The 16,911-nt window shown below is 68.6% G+C and carries 14 protein-coding genes and 7 pseudogenes; 7 read left to right on the top strand and 14 right to left on the bottom strand.

The window, feature by feature from the left end:
- The first annotated feature begins 2 nt into the window (after nt 1-2).
- The gene (locus C7T91_RS09895; RefSeq protein ID WP_108259085.1) at nt 3-314 is read left to right on the top strand and encodes a hypothetical protein; all 312 of its coding nucleotides are present in this window, start codon (nt 3-5) and stop codon (nt 312-314) included.
- A pseudogene (locus tag C7T91_RS35305) lies at nt 311-490 on the top strand (phosphopentomutase); the annotation flags it as partial. The gene C7T91_RS09895 and the pseudogene C7T91_RS35305, both read left to right, overlap by 4 nt.
- Nucleotides 491-512: 22 nt before the next feature.
- On the opposite strand, the pseudogene C7T91_RS39310 reads toward C7T91_RS35305, so the two are convergent.
- From C7T91_RS39310 to C7T91_RS09875, 3 genes and pseudogenes are all read right to left on the bottom strand, one after another.
- A pseudogene (locus C7T91_RS39310) lies at nt 513-752 on the bottom strand (alcohol dehydrogenase catalytic domain-containing protein); the annotation flags it as partial.
- Between the two features lie 102 nt (nt 753-854).
- The gene (gene hisD / locus C7T91_RS09880) at nt 855-1,652 is read right to left on the bottom strand and encodes a histidinol dehydrogenase (protein ID WP_269101180.1); all 798 of its coding nucleotides are present in this window, start codon (nt 1,650-1,652) and stop codon (nt 855-857) included.
- A 30-nt stretch (nt 1,653-1,682) separates the two neighbouring features.
- On the bottom strand, nt 1,683-2,843 hold the full coding sequence (locus tag C7T91_RS09875) for an alpha-hydroxy acid oxidase (protein ID WP_108259084.1): 1,161 nt from the start codon (nt 2,841-2,843) through the stop codon (nt 1,683-1,685).
- Nucleotides 2,844-2,940: 97 nt separating this feature from the next.
- Between C7T91_RS09875 and C7T91_RS09870 the strand changes: the two genes are divergently transcribed.
- Entirely contained in the window at nt 2,941-3,600 is a 660-nt protein-coding gene (locus tag C7T91_RS09870; protein ID WP_236638142.1) for an SDR family NAD(P)-dependent oxidoreductase, read from the top strand.
- Nucleotides 3,601-4,366: 766 nt separating this feature from the next.
- On the opposite strand, the gene C7T91_RS32425 is transcribed toward C7T91_RS09870, so the two are convergent.
- Entirely contained in the window at nt 4,367-4,768 is a 402-nt protein-coding gene (locus C7T91_RS32425) for a hypothetical protein (RefSeq protein WP_161555832.1), read from the bottom strand.
- On the opposite strand from C7T91_RS32425, the pseudogene C7T91_RS35295 reads away from it, so the two are divergent.
- The 4 genes and pseudogenes from C7T91_RS35295 to C7T91_RS09845 form a co-directional block, all read left to right on the top strand.
- Nucleotides 4,718-4,864 (top strand): annotated as a pseudogene (locus C7T91_RS35295) (nucleoside deaminase); the annotation flags it as partial. The gene C7T91_RS32425 and the pseudogene C7T91_RS35295 sit on opposite strands and share 51 nt — an antisense overlap.
- Before the next feature lie 65 nt (nt 4,865-4,929).
- The gene (locus tag C7T91_RS09855) at nt 4,930-5,199 is read left to right on the top strand and encodes a DUF4389 domain-containing protein (protein WP_108259081.1); all 270 of its coding nucleotides are present in this window, start codon (nt 4,930-4,932) and stop codon (nt 5,197-5,199) included.
- Nucleotides 5,200-5,352: 153 nt separating this feature from the next.
- Nucleotides 5,353-7,107 (top strand): DUF1217 domain-containing protein, encoded by a 1,755-nt coding sequence (locus C7T91_RS09850; protein WP_108259080.1) that lies wholly within the window; start codon nt 5,353-5,355, stop codon nt 7,105-7,107.
- Between the two features lie 476 nt (nt 7,108-7,583).
- Nucleotides 7,584-7,769 carry a hypothetical protein gene (locus C7T91_RS09845; protein WP_108259079.1) on the top strand — a complete coding sequence of 62 codons (186 nt, stop codon included), beginning with the start codon at nt 7,584-7,586 and terminating at the stop codon, nt 7,767-7,769.
- Between the two features lie 1,309 nt (nt 7,770-9,078).
- On the opposite strand, the pseudogene C7T91_RS38440 reads toward C7T91_RS09845, so the two are convergent.
- The 10 genes and pseudogenes from C7T91_RS38440 to C7T91_RS09790 all read right to left on the bottom strand — a co-directional run.
- A pseudogene (locus C7T91_RS38440) lies at nt 9,079-9,165 on the bottom strand (exodeoxyribonuclease III); the annotation flags it as partial.
- Nucleotides 9,165-9,845: pseudogene (nuoE, locus tag C7T91_RS09835) on the bottom strand (NADH-quinone oxidoreductase subunit NuoE); the annotation flags it as partial. The pseudogenes C7T91_RS38440 and nuoE, both read right to left, overlap by 1 nt.
- 953 nt (nt 9,846-10,798) lie before the next feature.
- Nucleotides 10,799-12,016 carry an NADH-quinone oxidoreductase subunit D gene (locus tag C7T91_RS09825; protein ID WP_201742073.1) on the bottom strand — a complete coding sequence of 406 codons (1,218 nt, stop codon included), beginning with the start codon at nt 12,014-12,016 and terminating at the stop codon, nt 10,799-10,801.
- Nucleotides 12,016-13,014 carry a sulfotransferase gene (locus C7T91_RS09820; protein WP_108259076.1) on the bottom strand — a complete coding sequence of 333 codons (999 nt, stop codon included), beginning with the start codon at nt 13,012-13,014 and terminating at the stop codon, nt 12,016-12,018. Before C7T91_RS09820 ends, C7T91_RS09825 begins: the two co-directional genes overlap by 1 nt.
- Nucleotides 13,011-13,433 carry a thioesterase family protein gene (locus C7T91_RS09815; protein WP_108259075.1) on the bottom strand — a complete coding sequence of 141 codons (423 nt, stop codon included), beginning with the start codon at nt 13,431-13,433 and terminating at the stop codon, nt 13,011-13,013. Before C7T91_RS09815 ends, C7T91_RS09820 begins: the two co-directional genes overlap by 4 nt.
- A gap of 3 nt (nt 13,434-13,436) precedes the next feature.
- Nucleotides 13,437-14,044 (bottom strand): annotated as a pseudogene (locus tag C7T91_RS09810) (NADH-quinone oxidoreductase subunit C).
- Between the two features lie 9 nt (nt 14,045-14,053).
- Complete coding sequence (locus tag C7T91_RS09805) at nt 14,054-14,587, bottom strand: NuoB/complex I 20 kDa subunit family protein (RefSeq protein ID WP_108259074.1); 534 nt, start codon at nt 14,585-14,587, stop codon at nt 14,054-14,056.
- Nucleotides 14,578-14,944: pseudogene (locus C7T91_RS09800) on the bottom strand (NADH-quinone oxidoreductase subunit A). The gene C7T91_RS09805 and the pseudogene C7T91_RS09800 overlap by 10 nt, the downstream one beginning before the upstream one ends.
- 283 nt (nt 14,945-15,227) lie before the next feature.
- Nucleotides 15,228-15,788 carry an alanine racemase gene (locus C7T91_RS09795; protein WP_108259073.1) on the bottom strand — a complete coding sequence of 187 codons (561 nt, stop codon included), beginning with the start codon at nt 15,786-15,788 and terminating at the stop codon, nt 15,228-15,230.
- 9 nt (nt 15,789-15,797) lie between these two features.
- Nucleotides 15,798-16,772 (bottom strand): AraC family transcriptional regulator, encoded by a 975-nt coding sequence (locus C7T91_RS09790; RefSeq protein WP_161555831.1) that lies wholly within the window; start codon nt 16,770-16,772, stop codon nt 15,798-15,800.
- Between the last annotated feature and the right edge of the window lie 139 nt (nt 16,773-16,911).

The following is a 16,911-nucleotide window of genomic DNA, read 5'->3' as shown; positions in this document are numbered from 1 at the left end:
GGATGCCGGAACCCATGCGCTGCCGGCTGCGCGGGGCGATGGCCCCCAGCCAGGACGTGCGGCGCCGGCGGGACCGGCAGAAGCGCGGGCGGCATCAGCCCCGCCAGCTGGTGGTGCGCTTGGGCGGCGGGCGGCGGCGCCCGGGCGACGAGATCGACCATTCGGCGGGGCTCTCCCAGGTCGCCTCGATCGGTGAACGGGTGGACCAGTTCCGGCCGCTGGCGGTGGTGCATGCCGCCGACAATGCCGCNGCGATGCTGGTCGCCGAGGAAGCGATCCTGCCGCCGATGATCTACGGGAGGGTCGATCCGTGACGCGGGCTTTCCTGGTGGTGATGGACAGCGTCGGCATCGGCGGCGCGCCGGATGCCGCGGCTTTCGGCGATGCGGGCGCGGACACGCTGGGCCATATCGCGGCGGCCTCAGCGCCAGGTGCCGGTCAGGCACGCCCGCGGGCGCCGCGACCACGTTCCTCCCCGGCAGGATCACCGCCTCGGCGAAACCGCCGTCGATCGCCTCGCCAACGAAGCCCATCGTCTCGCAGACCTGCGCCAGCCCGGCCCGGCAGTTGCGGCAGCTGCCGCAGGTCACCCGGCTGTCGACAATCACCCGGTCGCCGGCGGCAACATGGGACACGCCGCCGCCGACGGCTGCGACCATCCCGGTGAATTCATGCCCCGCCACCGAAGGCGCGCGGCTGATCCAGGCGCCGGTGCGGAAATTGTGCAGGTCCGACCCGCAGATCCCCGCCATCGCCACCCGCAGCAGCACCTCGTCCGCACCGGGCGCACCCGGAGCCGCAATCTCCTCGACCCTCAGGTCCTGCACGCCATGCAGCCGCACCGCCTTCATCGCTCAGCCCTTCAGATAGGCGTCGCGCATCGGCCCGACGGCATTGGCATGGGACGAGAACCCTTCGTAATCGGCGAGGATCTTCGCGTTCCGCGCCAGCTCGGGATAGCCCTTCGCGGTGACATAGCCGACCGAGGAGCGGCGCACGAAATCCGACACCGAGAGCGGCCCCCAGCTGCGCGCCCCGCCCGAAGTCGGCAGCACCGCATTCGGGCCGAGGGCGAAATTGCCGATGCAGACCGGCGTGTGCGGCCCCATCAGGATCTCGGCGGCTTCGGTGATCTCGCCGAGATGCTCGAAGGGCTGGGTCGAGAGCAGCTCCAGATGCTCCGGCGCGTACTCATTGACGAAATCATAGCTTTCCTGCAGCGAGCCGGTCAGGACGATGCCGCCGCAAGGCCCGCAGAGCACCGCTTTCGAGAACGCCTCCCGCTGCGGCGCCATCTGCGCCCAGTGCTCCGGCAGCGCGGCCAGCGCCTCCTCGGCGACCCGGCGCGAATGCGTCACCAGCCAGGCCGAGCTGTCCGGCCCGTGCTCCGCCTCGATCAGCAGGTCGAGCGCGGCCAGCCCGCCATGCACCGTGTCATCGGCCAGGATCAGCGATTCCGACGGCCCGGCAGGCAGGCCCGGATCGATCACCCCCGACAGGAGCCGCTTGGCCGCCACCACCCAGGGAGAGCCGGGACCGACGATCTTGCGGCAGGGCTTCACCGTCTCGGTGCCATGGGCCGCCGCCGCCACCGCCTGGGCGCCGCCGACCTTGTAGACGGTTTCCACGCCCGCCAGCCGCGCCGCGACCAGCGTCCCGCCGACCGGCCCCAGGGGCAGGGCTCACCCCACCCGGCGCAGCGCGTCCTGGCCGAGGGCCTTCAGCTCGTCGACAGAGCTCAGCCCCATCAGCTGCAGCGTGATGCCGATCTCGGCCGAAAGCATGTCGAAGGCCGCCGCCACGCCGCGGCGGCCCTCCGCCGCCACCGCCCAGGCAAAGGGCCGCCCCATCAGCACGAAATCCGCCCCCAGCGCCAGCGCCTTGACGATGTCGCTGCCGCGCCGGAAGCCGCTGTCGACATAGATCGCCTTGTCCGCCCCCAGCGCCGCGCGGATCTCGGGGATCAGCTCGACGGTCGACAGCCCGTGGTCGAGCTGCCGCCCGCCATGGTTGGAAATCACGATCCCGTCGATATCCTCGGCCGCCGCGAGCGCCGCATCCTCGGCATCGGAAATCCCCTTGATCACCAGCTTGCCCTTCCAGCGCTGGCGCAGCCGCCGGATCTTCTCCCAGGTCAGGTCCTTGTCCAGCCGGCCCGCCAGGGCCGCCGCCTGCGCCAGGGCCCCCTTGCCGTATTCCGGCCGCCCGGTGACCAGCTCCACCTCGGGAAAGCCGTTGCGCAGGAGGTCGAGCGACCAGACCGGCCTGGTCGCGAACTGCCAGAACAGCTGCGGCGTGATCGTCGTCACCGCGCGGAAGCCGTTCCTGCCGTCGCGCTCGCGGTTCGAGGTGATCGCCGTGTCGACCGTGACGAAGATCGTGTCCGACCCGGCGGCTTCGGCGGCGGCGACATAGCTGTCGGTCCAGTCCGCGTCCTTGTCGAGATAGAGCTGGAACTGCGGCACCTTCCCGCTGCGCTTCGCGATTGTCCCGAGCCCGTTGATCGAGAAGGTCGACAGCACCATCGGCACGCCGCGCGCCGCCGCCTCCTGGCCGATCAGAACGTCGCCGTCGCGGCGGTAGAGGCCGAGGAAGCCGACCGGACCGGGGCCGAAGGGCAGCGCATGGCGCTCGCCCAGCACCTCCGCCGACAGGTCGAGCGGCCCGAACGGACGCAGCGTGCGCTGGCGCAGCGCCCAGGCATCGAAGCCCTCGCGGTTGCGGCGCAGCGTGGTTTCGGAGAACGCGCCGCCCTCGATGTAATCGGCGAAGATGCGCGGCAGGCGGCGGCGCGCGGCCGCAGCGAAATCCTCGACATTCTGGTAGCGGCGGGAAAAGCTCATGAGTCTGCTCCGGAAATGCTGTCGCTCAGGACCTGCCACCCGCGGGCGGCAGGGGCAAGACGCCCGGCCGCTTGGCGCAACGGCAGGGCGGGGAACCGTGCCGGCCGCGACCGGCCCGGCCCCCGGCTTCCTCGATCTCGACCGCGATGCGGGCGAGGCGATGGCGGCGGAGACCGGCGCCGCCTTCGAGCCCTGCGACCTGCGCGACATCGAGGCGCTGAAATCCGCCGTCGCGCGGCTGGCGGAGCGCTGCGGTCCCGCCACGGTGCTGGTCAACAATGCCGCGCGCGACGACCGGCATGACTGGCGCGAGGTCACGCCGGACTACTGGGACGAGCGCATGGCGACCAACCTGCGCCACCAGTTCTTCGCCATCCAGGCCGTGGCGCCGGGGATGATCGCCGCCGGAGGCGGGTCGATCGTCAACATGGGCTCGGGGTCCTGGCTTCAGGGCACGCCGCAGCTGCCGGTCTACGGCACTGCCAAGGCCGGGGTGCACGGGCTGACGCGGATGATGGCGCGCGAGCTCGGGCCGCACCGCATCCGGGTCAATGCGGTGATCCCCGGCTGGGTGATGACCGAGCGCCAGCAGGAGCTCTGGGTGACGCCGGAGAAGCTCGACGGGCTGCGCGCGCGGCAATGCCTGCCGGACCTCCTGGCGCCCGGCGACTTGGCCGATGCGGTGCTGTTCCTCGCCTCGGACGCGGCGAAGATGATCACCGCTGCCGAGCTGATCGTGGATGCAGGCGCGCTCTAGCGCGGTGCCGCAAGAGCCAGATGGGCGGGCTGGCGCCCGGCGCGGCTACCGCGGCAATGGCGCCGGCCAATCCTGTCCCTCGCCGCGGATCGGCGTAGCGGCCCGGATTTCCGCGAAGCATGGCGGCAAGGCCGCTTCCGGCGCGGGGGCGAGGCCGTGCCGCCCCCGCGCTCCGGAGGAGTTCTCGATCCGCTTGCGGGAATTTTGCATCAGGCTCGGGGGCGGGCCGGGATGCGGTCAATGACCGGAGAACTCACCGCCTGGGCGCCGGGCGGGGCCGACACGGCGCGTCGGCTGCGGCTCTGACCGAACCGTCTCCGTCCGTGCGGGATCAGGCGCCTGGGGCCTGGGCATCGGCATGCCGTGCCGGTCGGCAATGCCGTGCATGGCCACCGGCGGCCGGAAATTGCAGGGTTTCGGCCTGAGTCGTGCTCTTCCTTGCAGGGCATGGCGAAGGAAACAGGGCGAAATCTGCAGGGTATCAATGCAATGGGACTTGTTCAGGACGAACTGGGGAGTGGGAAGCATCAGGGAACGATCCGAGGTCGCTTCACCGTCCCCAGCCCCTCGCTCTCGACGGCCAAACTGACAGGCCGTGGCTTGGCACATTACGCAAACGGAATCGCGGTTCATGGAAGGCCATGCAGCCGCCGCGCCATTGCCGCCAAAGTCCTTTTTCCGTCTCGGACAAGGCGCTGCCAATCTACGCCCCCCCGACCAATAACGCTTGCGCGTCATCCCGAACCGAAAGGCTCGGTGGACCGTCCTACGGAACGGCGTCGTCGCAGCCCTCTGATGCCTGTGGTTTCACGCGCCCGGCATAGGCGCGCGCCAGCGCCAAGAGCATGTCCTCGCGGCCGAGCGGGCGGCCCAGCACCTCGGCCAGCGAGATCGGCAGCGTGCCGCCCTGTTCGATCAGCCCGGGATCGGGCGCGGCGGCCAGATTCGCCAGATGCGACAGCCGCCCCGCCTGCCCGGCGCTTTCCAGCAGGATGCCCGCGGCCTTGCAGTCGTAGAGCAGCACGTCGTTCGGCCATTTCAGCGAGATCGCGGAGCGGGCCACGCCCACCGCCTCGAAGGCTTCGGCCAGCGCCACGGCGGCGACGAAGCTGCGCAGGCCGATCCGAAATCCGGCGGCGTCGCCCATGGCGCGCGGGTCTTCACCCATCCGCAGGCGCATCACGTCCCCGAGGTGATCGACGGCATCGCCGCGCGCGAGGCCGAGGAGCTGCTGCGCGGCTTCTTCGCCGATCGCCGCCGCTGAGGCGCCGCGCCCCTTTCCTGCGGGCGGCCGAGCCCCTACCTTCGCGGCAGCGACAGGAGAGCGGCATGCATGACAGCGACGACGACTATCTGCACCGGGATGGCCGGTTCGAGCGGATCCTCTACATGATCGTCTTCCTGGTCCTCTTCGCGATCGGCGAGACGCTGCTCTGGGCGGTGACCGTGGCGCAGATGATCTGGGTCGCGGTCTATGGCCGCCCGAACGACCATGTCGCCGAATTCGGCGCGCGGCTCGGCGTCTGGATCAAGCGCGTGGTGCTCTACCAGTCGGGCGCGACCGACGAGAAGCCCTTTCCGTGGCGCGAAATCGACTGAGCCGCGCGGGATCCGGGCCGGACGGCCGGGGCCGGAAGACGGAGGCCGGAAGACGGAGGCCGGAAAATGGACCGGATTTTAACTGTTAGGACGGCGGTAACGGCAGGGGCCTAGGGTCGGTGGCGATTTGCGCCAAGAGACCGGAACCGTCCCATGTACACGCCGCTCCTGCCCGGCACCTCGCTTTCCAGCTGGCTCTACCTGAAAGACAGCCGCGCGGCCCAGCTCGGCGCCTTCTCCCAGGACGGGCTGCTCAAGCGCGAACAGCAGAATTTCGTGCAGAAGATCGGCCAGATGTCCTCGGTGGACGATCTAATGAAGGACTACCAGTCGCTGAAGGTGGCGCTGGGGGCGCATGGGCTGAAGGACGACCTGCCCAACCGCTATTTCATCCGCCAGGTGATCGAGCAAGGCACCGACGATCCCGGCGATTTCGCCAACCGCCTGTCGGACGGGCGCTATGCGGCGCTGGCCAAGACCTTCGAGGCGCTGGGGCTGACCGGGACCGGCGGGGCCGGGGCTGCGCTGCCGACGCTCAGCGACGGTCTGGCAAGCGCGGTGCAGGCCGCCCATGGCGAAAGCCCGATCTACCTCAATGCGGCGGCGCGGATGTCGAGCAGCCTGACGCTGGGGCTGCTCGGGGCCGACTCGGCCGAGCGGATCTGGGAACGGGCGCTGCGGGTGCCGGGCATGGCCAACACCTTGGGCCGGATCCTCGGCACCTCGGCCACGGTCAGCCTGCTCGACACCAAGGGCCAGATCAGCGTCTTCCGGGATGCGGCGGAGGCCGCCTTCGGCGGCGACCGGCTCTCCGTGCTGACCGATCCGTCGAACGCCTTCGCGGTGGCCGATGCCTATCTGGGCACGGCGGGGCAGGCGCTGGAGGCGGGATTTTCCTATGGCGGCATGAAATCGCGGATCGACGCCATCACGAAAGCCAGCAGCGCGGATGCCGCCCGCTGGACGGCGCTGCAGGCGGATGCGCCGCTGCGCGACGTGCTGGCCAAGGCGCTCGGCGTGTCGGCAGGTTTCGCAGGGCTGTCGGCCGCCGACCAGATCGCCGAGATGAAGACCCGCGCCGGGGCCGTGTTCGGCCGGTCGGAATTCAGCGTCTTCAGCAGCCAGGCCAGCCAGACCCTGATGGGCGACCGCTATCTGGACCCGGATGGCAAGGGGCTCGCCGGGGCCTTTTCGCTCGGTGCCTTCACCGAAGCGGTCTCGGCGGCGCGCGCCGAGGGGCCGAGCATCGACCAGAAATGGGACAGCGTGCTGAAGGTCGAACCGCTGCGCGAAGCGCTCGTCCAGGGGCTGGGGCTGCAGGACGGGTTCGCGGCGCTGTCGCCGGAAGGGCAGGTCGACGCGCTGAAGGCGGCCATGAAGGCGCAATACGGGACAGAGGATGTCGGCGCGCTGGAGGACCCGAAGCTTCTGGCCGCGCTGTCGGGCGCCCAGGTCGATGCGCGAATCGCAGAGGTCACGAAGAACTATGTCGAGCAGGAATTCCGCATCGCCGTGGGCGAACTGCGTCCCGAGCTGAGGGTCGCCATGTCGTTGGCCGAAGAGCTGAGGACTGCGGTGGAAACCGGCGGCACCGAGTCCGGCCAATGGTACCGCATCCTCGGCAATTCGGTGCTGCGCGAGGCGTTCCAGGGCGCCTTGGGGATGGGCGCCAATCTCGGCCAGATGGAGCTCGACGCCCAGGTGTCGCTGATGCGGGCCGGGGCCGAGCGGCTGATCGGGTCGCAGAGGGCGGCGGATTTTCTCGATCCGCAGAACCAGGACAAGCTGATCACCCAGTATCTGGCGCGGGCCGGCAGCAGCGGGACCAGTTTCGCGGGCGCCCCCTCGGGATCGCTTTTTGCCAGCGCCTCGGCCGGATCGATCCTCGCGACCCTCTACGGGGCCTGATCCGCTGCAGGCCTTTCGATGCGCACTACCGGACTTGGCGCGGGGGCCCGGTGTGGCGGACTGAGGCGTCTGATCCGTCAGCCAGGCCCTGGTTGAGCCAAGCGAGGACTTGCCCGGGTGTCCAAGCGGCCTGGTCCGCCCGCAGGCCCTTCGATGCGTACCGCCGGAATTGGCGCGGGCGCCCGGCACGGTTGCCTCCGCGCTGCCGTCATTTACATGCTGATCGGCACGGCCAAGCCGAACGGCATCGCCCTGCAAGGAGGGCTCGCCGATCTCATTGCCCACATTTCGGACCTGCCGGTCCCGCGAATGCCGAATTGCTGCCGTGGTACTGGAAAAGGCCGGAATGGCGATCGGCGCAGGCAGCCTGATGGCCCGCGTCACAAACGTCCCGTCGATGGGCGCGGTCGGCAAGCGGAACGGCGAACCCCCTTGAGCTCATTGGCGCCAATACCGACAAAATCTATTGCGGCGAGATGATCTGGGTCGACAATGGCACCGTGGACGGGATCACGACCTTTGCCGACCGCGGCATCGAATGCCTGCAGGAGGTCCTTGCCGACATCCGCACCCAGGCAGGCGGACCCCGAGAGTTCCTGCGCGACGCGCAATGGGAGTCCGTCGCCATTGAACGCATCATGTCCGGGGAGGAAAGGCGCTGAGGCAAGACGGCTCTGCGCGTCGCCTTGCGTCGATGGCTGCTCGCCGGGAGGCGGACGAAATCTGCGGCTGGCACCTTGCGGACCATACCTTCTCGGTGGTTGCGCGTGCCGACGCCTTCGCCGAACCGTGCGGGCCAGGCACGGAACTGCCTGCAAGACGTCGGTCTCCCTCCCGCGCTTCCGGGGGCACGATGCCGTCCACCGGCGCCATCCACGCGCCTTGCAGGGCTTCGGGATAACCGTCCAGAGACCGAGTTCCGAGTTGCGGTGCGGCTAGCTGCGGGGCCGCTTGCAGTCCATTTCTGGGCGTCCATTCCAGTGCGGATGCACGGCATTTCCAGCCCCCGGAACGCGAAGGACCGAACTGAGGCGGTGGATGCCGCCACCCAACGACATCCCGCAGGCCATGATGGTCCCTTCGCGAGGGCGGGGCGGAGGGCACGGCCATGACGAAGTCCATCAGCATGCGGGCCCTCGATCTGGCAAACGGCAGGTTCCAGGTCTGCGCCGTGGAGCCGGTCGGGCCGTGTTTGCCCCCCTGTTCGGCAGCCGCAATCTTCGGATCGCCGACGGGGGCTTCGAGCGGACATGCGCTCGGCCTCTTGGCGCGGCCTCCGATGGCGCCACGGGCCGGAAGGCCGGGTCAGAGAGCCGCAAGCGCTCCGGCCTCGGGCCTGAATCGCCCTGCCTTGTCCTTCGAATTCCCTGCCGCCTGCTCCCCGCCGATCGCCCACCTTGGCCTTGCGGCCATGTCGTGCCCTTGGCTTTCCCGGGGCTGAGCCACGCCATCCGGGAGTCCTTCTGCGCCCTGGCCATGCTCCGAAGTGAGCAGGCGGACGCCATGGTCCGGTAGAGCCTGCGGAGGCGGGCCATCTTGCCGAGCCGGGTCCCGCCGCTGGCCGATCGCTGCCTCGGGACAAGGCCGGGCCGGGCCGCGACATTGCGGCCGCTGTCGAAGGTTTCGGGATCCGGCGCGGCCGCGGCTCCCGCAGCGACAGCGGCGGTCCCGGGGGCATGTCCGTCTCCGTTGCCGATTCCGGATCGTCTGCCGGGGGCAGGACCAGCTTGGCAAGATGTCCGGCCTGGCGAAGATGGACCGCTCCCATCTCCCGGGCTCCCGGGCGGGGAGCGGAAGATCGCCCGCCTTGCCGACGGGAGCGGCGTCCGGCAAGCTTCAGGCTTGCCGGCCCTTCCGGTGCCGCGAGGCGCTATCCGGCAAGATGGCCCCGGCGGGCATCGGCACGCCTCGGGCGCTGGCGGAGCGGGCCGGAAGGCACCGGCCCGCGCGCAGACAGACAGCGGCGCCGGGTCAGGCGGCGAGCTCGATCCAGACCGGGACGTGGTCTGAGGGTTTCACCCGGCCGCGCACGGCGCGGTCGATCTGGGCGTCCTCCAGACTTCGCTGCCGTCGATCCGCTTGACCGTGTCGCCCAGCTCCACCGCCCGCGTGACCGAGCCGTTCATCGGCATCCGGTCCTTGTCATGCGCGGTCAGCGTGGTCAGCCCGCCCAGCGGCTCGGCGCCGTGGCGGCCGTTCTGCGGGCCCGGCACCGGCACCTTGCCCGCGGCCAGCTCGTCGAGGATCTCGATGAAGCGCTCGGCGGTCAGGTCCTCGTAGTAATCCTTGCCGATCTGGACCATCGGCGCATTGGTGCAGGAGCCGAGGCATTCCACCTCTTCCCAGGAGAACCGGCCGTCCTCGGACAGCACATGCGGCTTCTTCGCGATCTTCTCTCGGCAGATGCCGATCAGATCCTCGGCGCCGCAGATCATGCAGCTGAGCGTGCCGCAGACCTGGACATGCGCGACCGAGCCCACCGGCTGCAGCTGGAACATGAAGTAGAAGGTCGCGACCTCGAGCGCCCGCATGTAGGGCATGCCCAGCATGTCGGCGACATGCTCGATCGCGGGCCGGGTCAGCCAGCCTTCCTGTTCCTGGGCGCGCCACAGGATCGGGATGATCGCCGAGGCCTGGCGGCCCTCGGGATAGCGGGTCATCTGCGCTTCGGCCCAGGCGCGGTTCGCGGGCGTGAAGGCGAAGCTGTCGGGCTGTTCGGGATGGAGGCGACGCAACATTCAGGCTTTCCCTTCTGCTAGCCCGCAGCACCGGACGGGTGCCCGTCCTGCCGCCGGATATTCGCTCGGTGCGCGGTTCCGCGCGCGGTCTTCGCTGTGCAATTTCATCTCCCGCGCGGGCCGGGCCGCGCCTCCGGGGACCGTGCGGCCGTGCTGCCGGACACCTCCCGTCCGCTGCAGCCCCCCGCGTGCTCCGCCGCCGATTTGGCAGGAAATCCCGCGCTGCACAACGGCATAAATGGAGGGGATCCGCAGCGCCGTCACTGTTCGCACTCCACCAGCCGGGCAATCCGCGTCGAGCGGTCGAAGGTGATCCTGCCCTTGCGCAGCAGCCGCTCCAGCGTCTGGGTGAAGAGATCGTCGGTCAGCCGCATCATGCCGGGCTGGAGGCTCCCCGGAATGCCGAGCGCCGCGCCGAAGGNCCGGGAGCACATCCGCGCNGCAGCACCGCGGCGCGGCCGAGATCGACCTGGCAGCCCTGCGCGGAGAGCGTGCGCCGCCCGGCCTCGAGGAACTCCGCCTCGGACAGGCCCAGCACGCGGCTGCGCTCCTCGGCCAGCGCCTGCTGGCGGTCCGAGGCCGCCTTGGCCGCGGTATAGGCCTCGACCTGGCCGTCGGTCAGCACCGGACGGCAATTCGACAGCAGGACGATATTGGCGATGTCGGTGTCGCACAGGAAGGCCGGTCCGCCGCGTTCCTGCACCAGCAGGCCGCCCTCATAGGGGCCGATCACCGAATAGCCGCCGGTTCCGTCGAAATCAGGCAGGCCGTCCTCCGCCGCAACGGCGGGGACCGCACCGATCGCTGCCATTGCCAGCCCGGCCAGAAACGCCCGGGCCTGCCTTGCATGCGGATGCATCTGCATCCCTTTCCATCCATTGCCCGCGGAGCGGTCCGGCTGCCGGGTATGGCCTGGCGCCCCCGATCCGGTCCCTGCCCCGCCTCGAAACATCCTAGCGGTCGACCTCGCCGAACACGATGTCCATCGTGCCGATCAGCGCGGCGACATCGGCCAGCTGGTGGCCCTTGGCGACATGGTCCATCGCCTGCAGGTGCAGATAGCCCGGCGCGCGGATCTTGGCGCGGTAGGGCTTGTTGGTGCCGTCCGATTTCAGGAACACGCCGAATTCGCCCTTGGGCGCCTCCACCGCGCAATAGACCTCGCCCTCGGGGACGTGGAAGCCCTCGGTATAGAGCTTGAAGTGATGGATCAGCGATTCCATCGAGGTCTTCATGTCGCCGCGCTTCGGCGGGGTGATCTTGCCGCGCGCCAGCACGTCTCCCTGGTTTTCGGGCGCCTGCAGCTTGGCGCAGGCCTGGCGGATGATCTTCACGCTCTCGCGCATCTCGGCCATACGGCAGAGGTAGCGGTCATAGCAGTCGCCGTTCTTGCCCACCGGGATCTGGAAGTCGAACTCGTCGTAGCATTCATAGGGCTGCGCGCGGCGCAGGTCCCAGGCCAGCCCGGAGCCGCGCACCATCACGCCCGAGAAGCCCCAGTCGAGGATCTCCTGCTCGGTCACCACGCCGATGAAGGCGTTGCGCTGCTTGAAGATGCGGTTTTCCGTGAGCAGGCCATCGATGTCGTCGAGCACCTTGGGGAACTCGACCGCCCAGGCGTCGATATCCTCGATCAGCTTCGGCGGCAGGTCCTGATGCACGCCGCCGGGCCGGAAATAGGCCGCATGGAGACGCGCGCCGCAGGCCCGCTCGTAGAAGATCATCAACTTCTCGCGCTCCTCGAAGCCCCAGAGCGGCGGCGTCAGCGCGCCCACGTCCATGGCCTGCGTGGTCACGTTCAGCAGATGGTTCAGCACCCGGCCGATCTCGCAGAACAGCACCCGGATCAGCGAGGCGCGGCGCGGCACCTCGGTGCCGGTCAGCTTCTCGATGGCGAGGCACCAGGCATGTTCCTGGTTCATCGGCGCCACGTAGTCGAGCCGGTCGAAATAGGGCAGGTTCTGCAGGTAGGTGCGGCTCTCCATCAGCTTCTCGGTGCCGCGGTGCAACAGCCCGATATGCGGATCGCAGCGCTCCACGATCTCGCCGTCGAGCTCAAGCACCATGCGCAGCACGCCATGCGCCGCCGGGTGCTGCGGGCCGAAATTGATGTTGAAGTTCCGGATCTTCTGTTCGCCGGTCAGAGCATCGTCGAAATTCGCGCCGTCCATCATGCCCGTCCTCCTTCGCTCCGCGCGGGCACGGCGCCCGCCGCGGAGTCCATGTGTGCGTTATCCGCCTGCGGCCGTTCGGCAGCCGCCCATTGCCAGCTCTCCGGCGCGTCGCTGCCGAAGCGCTCGCGGATGAAGTCGTACTGGACCTTCAGCGCGCTGCCGAGCATCTCGCGGACCGACTCGGGCATGTCCAGCCCGGTCCCCTCGTTCGAGCGCCGCCCGAAATCGGCCGGCATATGGTCGATTCCGGCGAAATCGCAGAACATTCCAACCGTGTCCTCGGTGAAGAGCTTCTCGTAGAACAGGTACTGGATCCGCTCGCGCGGCACCGCCGCCTCGAGCTCGGTGATGGTGCGCCGGTAGTTCGAGCGCGGCAGGTCCGCTGCCTGGTAGTTGCCCAGGTAATGCTTGAGCGCCTTGTGCGCCGCCGCCTCGAAATCCGCGCCGGAATTGCGGGCCAGGATGTTCTTCGAGGCCATGCGCGCCTGCGACCAGAGCCGGTCGACCGGATCGCGCATGATGAAGACGAAGCGGGCCTCGTCGGCGAGGCTGTCCATGAAGCCGAAGACCGTCCGGTCGCAGGTCGCGTAGGACGGCGTGAAATCGCACAGATGCGTCGCGTCCCCGGCCCGCGCGGTCATCAGCCGCAGATAGGCTGCCAGCCCGCGGTCGTCGGGCGCGAAGAGCTCGGCCCGCTGCGCTGCCATCTGCAGCTCGGCGAGCTTCTGGCCGAACTGGAAATTGTCCGCCGCCAGCATCGTGTCGAGATGGCGCTTCATGTTCCTGATGGCGACCTTGCGGGCCTGCATGTCGAAGCCGTAGCGCGTGTCGAAGAAGTGGCATTCCTTCATCGGCGGCATGTAGCACCGCGGATGCCCGGCCACGTAATCGGCAAGCCAGGTCGTCCCGCCCTTCTGCGCGCCGACGCAGTAGACCACCGTCTTCCCGTCTGGGAAGCGCATCGGATTGGCCGCAATGCTGGTCACGTTACTCATGTCACCGACACCCTCTTGCGCTCCACGCGCGCCTTGAACCTGTCCCACTGCACCACCGCACGCTGGTGGCGGCCTTCGCCGATCATGTCGGCGCCGTCATGGCCGCGGACGCGGAACCAGACGAATTTCCCGTCGAAGGATTCGATTTCGGTCTCGACCGTCACGGTCAGCCCGGGCGGCGTCGGCGCCACATGGGTCAGCTCGAACCCGGTCCCGAGCGAGCCCTCGCCCGGTTCGTAGAAGGGCGCGATCTGCTCGACGCAGGCCCATTCGAACAGGCCGATCATGTAGGCCGAGGCCAGCACATGCGGCATCGGATCCATCACCCGCGCGTCGGGAAACAGCAGGGGCACCACCTCCTCGGGACGGACCACGCGGGAAAACGTGGCGCGGTCACCTATGGAGAGCCCCGGCTTCACGCGTCAGGCCTCTTTCTTCTCGTCGCCGGGCAGGATGTATTCGGCACCCTCCCAAGGCGACATGAAGTCGAACTGCCGGTATTCCTGCACCAGCTTGACCGGCTCGTAGACCACGCGCTTCTCGACTTCGTCATAGCGGACTTCGGTATAGCCGGTGGTCGGGAAGTCCTTGCGCAGCGGATGGCCGCGGAAGCCGTAATCGGTCAGGATGCGGCGCAGGTCGGGATGGCCCTTGAAGAGGATCCCGAACATGTCGAACACTTCGCGCTCGAACCAGTTGGCCGAGGGGAAGATGCNCGGTGAGGCTCGNGCACCATCTCGTCCTCGAACACCGCGGCGCGCAGGCGGATCCGCTGGTTCTGGTACATGCTGAGGAGATGGTAGACGACGTCGAAGCGCTTCTCGCGCTGCGGATAGTCGATCGCGGTGATGTCGACCAGCGTCGAGAACCGGCAGGTCGGCTCGGTGCGGATGAAATCGGCGAAGCCCGGCAGGCGCGCGGGCGCCACGTTCACGGTCAGCTCGCCGAGGGCGANTCTCGGNTCGACANGGACGCAGTCCGGGCGCTTGAGCTCCAGCGTCGCGGCGAGTTCCTCGAGTTCCTGGCTCATGGTGCCTCCTCAGCGGACGATGGTGCCGGTGCGGCGGATCTTCCGCTGCAGCTGCATGATGCCGTAGAGCAGCGCTTCGGCCGTCGGCGGGCAGCCCGGCACGTAGACATCGACCGGCACGATGCGGTCGCAGCCGCGCACCACGGAATAGCTGTAATGGTAGTAGCCGCCGCCATTGGCGCAGGAACCCATCGAAATGACGTAGCGCGGCTCGGGCATCTGGTCATAGACCTTCCTGAGCGCCGGAGCCATCTTGTTGGTCAGGGTGCCCGCGACGATCATCAGGTCGGACTGGCGCGGCGAGGCGCGCGGCGCGGTGCCGAAGCGTTCGAGGTCGTAGCGCGGCATCGAGGTATGCATCATCTCGACGGCGCAGCAGGCAAGCCCGAAGGTCATCCAGTGCAGCGACCCGGTGCGCGCCCAGTTGACGATGTCCTCCACCGAGGTCAGCAGGAATCCCTTGTCCTGCAGCTCGCGGTTCAGGGTCTGGGTCGCGACCTCGCGGTCGGGCCCGGCGGAATAGGCGGCGGTGCTCACTGCCATTCGAGCGCCCCTTTCTTCCATTCATAGGCGAAGCCCGCGGTCAGCACGCCGAGGAAGGCCATCATCGACCAGAAGGCGGTCATCGAGATGTCCNTTGAAGGCGACGGCCCAGGGGAACAGGAAGGCGATTTCCAGGTCGAAGATGATGAACAGGATCGACACCAGGTAGAACCGCACGTCGAATTTCATCCGCGCATCGTCGAAGGCGTTGAAGCCGCATTCATAGGCGCTGACCTTCTCGGGGTCGGGGTTGCGCACCGCGGCGATGCCGGCGGCGGCGATCAGGATGACCCCCAGCGCGATGGCGATCCCGAGGAAGACGAGGATGGGAAGGTACTCTCTCAAAAGCTCGTCCACGGTCACCTCCTCCTGAGCAGCATGCCTTGACTGGCTAGTTATCGTGGATAAGCCCGTCAAGATTTCCGGTCAACCAACGGGAGGTTAATTCGGCCGGGATAAATGCAATAGCCCACAGGAGTTTACCGATTGGAATCGCCCGGCAGCGCGCTAATGACGCAGCCCCCCGGCCTTCCGGGGCGCAACGGGGGCGCAAGCCCGTGCCGGCGGACGCGGAAACCGCCGCAGGCGGGGCCTGCGGCGGTCAAGGCATCGTGAAGGGCAAAGGTCCCGCGGACCCGGCTCAGCCGCCGGTGTAGCTGCGCCCGTAGCGGCGTCCCAGCGAGGTGAAGAGCTCGTAGCCGATCGTGCCGGCCACGTCGGCCAGCGTGTCGAGCCCGTGATCGGCATTCACCAGATCCAGCGTCTCGGGATCGTGGTCGAGCGCCGAGACGTCGATCGTCAGCAGGTCCATCGACACCCGCCCGACCAGCGGACAGGCGGTCTTGCCCGACCACAGAAGCGCCCGGTTCGACAGTGCGCGGTGGATGCCGTCGGCATAGCCCGCCGCGACGGTCGCGATCCGCGTCGGCTTCGTCGCGCCCCAGACCCAGCCGTAGCCCACGGCCTCGTCGGGCTCGACGGTGCGCACCTGGATCACCGGCAGGCTCAGCGTCACCACCGGCGCGGCCGCTTCGAAAGGCCGCCCGCCATAGAGCCCGATGCCCGGACGCACCACCTCGTAATGGTAGTCGCGGCCGAGCAGGACGCCGCCGGTCGCCGGAAGAGCCGGCCCTTGGGCCGCTCCTCCCGGACCCCCGCCATGTGCCTTCCGCGGGACCGGGGCCCGCGAGCCTGACACCACGGCGCGGGATCACGCCTGCCGCTGCTGGGCGCGCCGCCAGGCGCCAGGGGGATCGCCGACAATGGTGCGGAACGCGCGGATGAAGGCCGATTCCGATTGGTAGCCGACCTGCGAGGCAATCTCCTCGAGCGGGATGTTGGTGTCCCTAAGGTACTGAGCGGCCAGCTGCATCCGCCAGAGCGCGAGATAGCGCATCGGCGAATGGCCGATCACCGAGGTGAAGCGCTCGGACAGAACGGCGCGCGACAGGCCGCTTTCCTTCGCCAGCCCGTTCAGTGTCCAGGCCGCCTGCGGCTGGCCGTGCATCAGCTGCAGCGCGCGGCGGACGCCGTCGTCGCGCATCCCCGCGAGCCAGCCCTTGGAATGCTCCGGCAGGCTCTCGATATGGCGCCGCAGCACGCGCACGAAGAGCAGTTCGCTGAGCTTCGACAGCACCGCTTCGCCGCCGGCCCGCTGCGCGTCGCGCTCGCGCAGCGCGCTGTGGATCAGGTCGACCTCGATATGGTTGCCGTTTTCCGGGCGCGGCGACAGCACCCTGAGCGGCAGCGCCTCGAGCAGCGGGTTGAAGGGCGACTCGGCGCAGGCGAAGTAGCCGCAAACGAAATGCATGCTCGAGCGGCCGCTGTCGTCGAGATCCATCATGATCGGCAGCTGGCTGTCTCCGGGACGGCGGTAGAGGTCGAGATCCGGTTCCAGCCGGTCGCCGATATTGGACACGAAGATATGTCCGTGCCCGTGCGGATAGAAGATGACATCGCCCTCGCGGAACTGGACCGGGGGCTGCGGGCTCTCGGTATCCTCGACCCAGCAGCTCCCCCTCAGCATGATGTGGAACGGAATCACATGGCTGGCCCCGGGCATCACCCGATGGCCGATCAGCTTCATGTTCGGGGTTTCGGCGACGACCGGGTCGCAGGCACGCACATCGAAGAAAACGGCACCGTTGAGGCGTACGGACTGCAGGACGTTCGACAGCACATCCATATGGTTCTCCTTCCGCGGGAACCGGGTCAGCCTGCATGCCGACCCGGACGATCTGCATGTGCATAGCATGAAAACAGGAAATCTGCATGGAAACGAAGACACCTGCGCATGGCCGGAAAGCGGCTTAGGAGCTAGCCTG

This window comes from Mangrovicoccus ximenensis (genome assembly GCF_003056725.1).
Classification (GTDB): domain Bacteria; phylum Pseudomonadota; class Alphaproteobacteria; order Rhodobacterales; family Rhodobacteraceae; genus Mangrovicoccus; species Mangrovicoccus ximenensis.
This window is presented reverse-complemented; position numbering and strand designations above follow the sequence as displayed.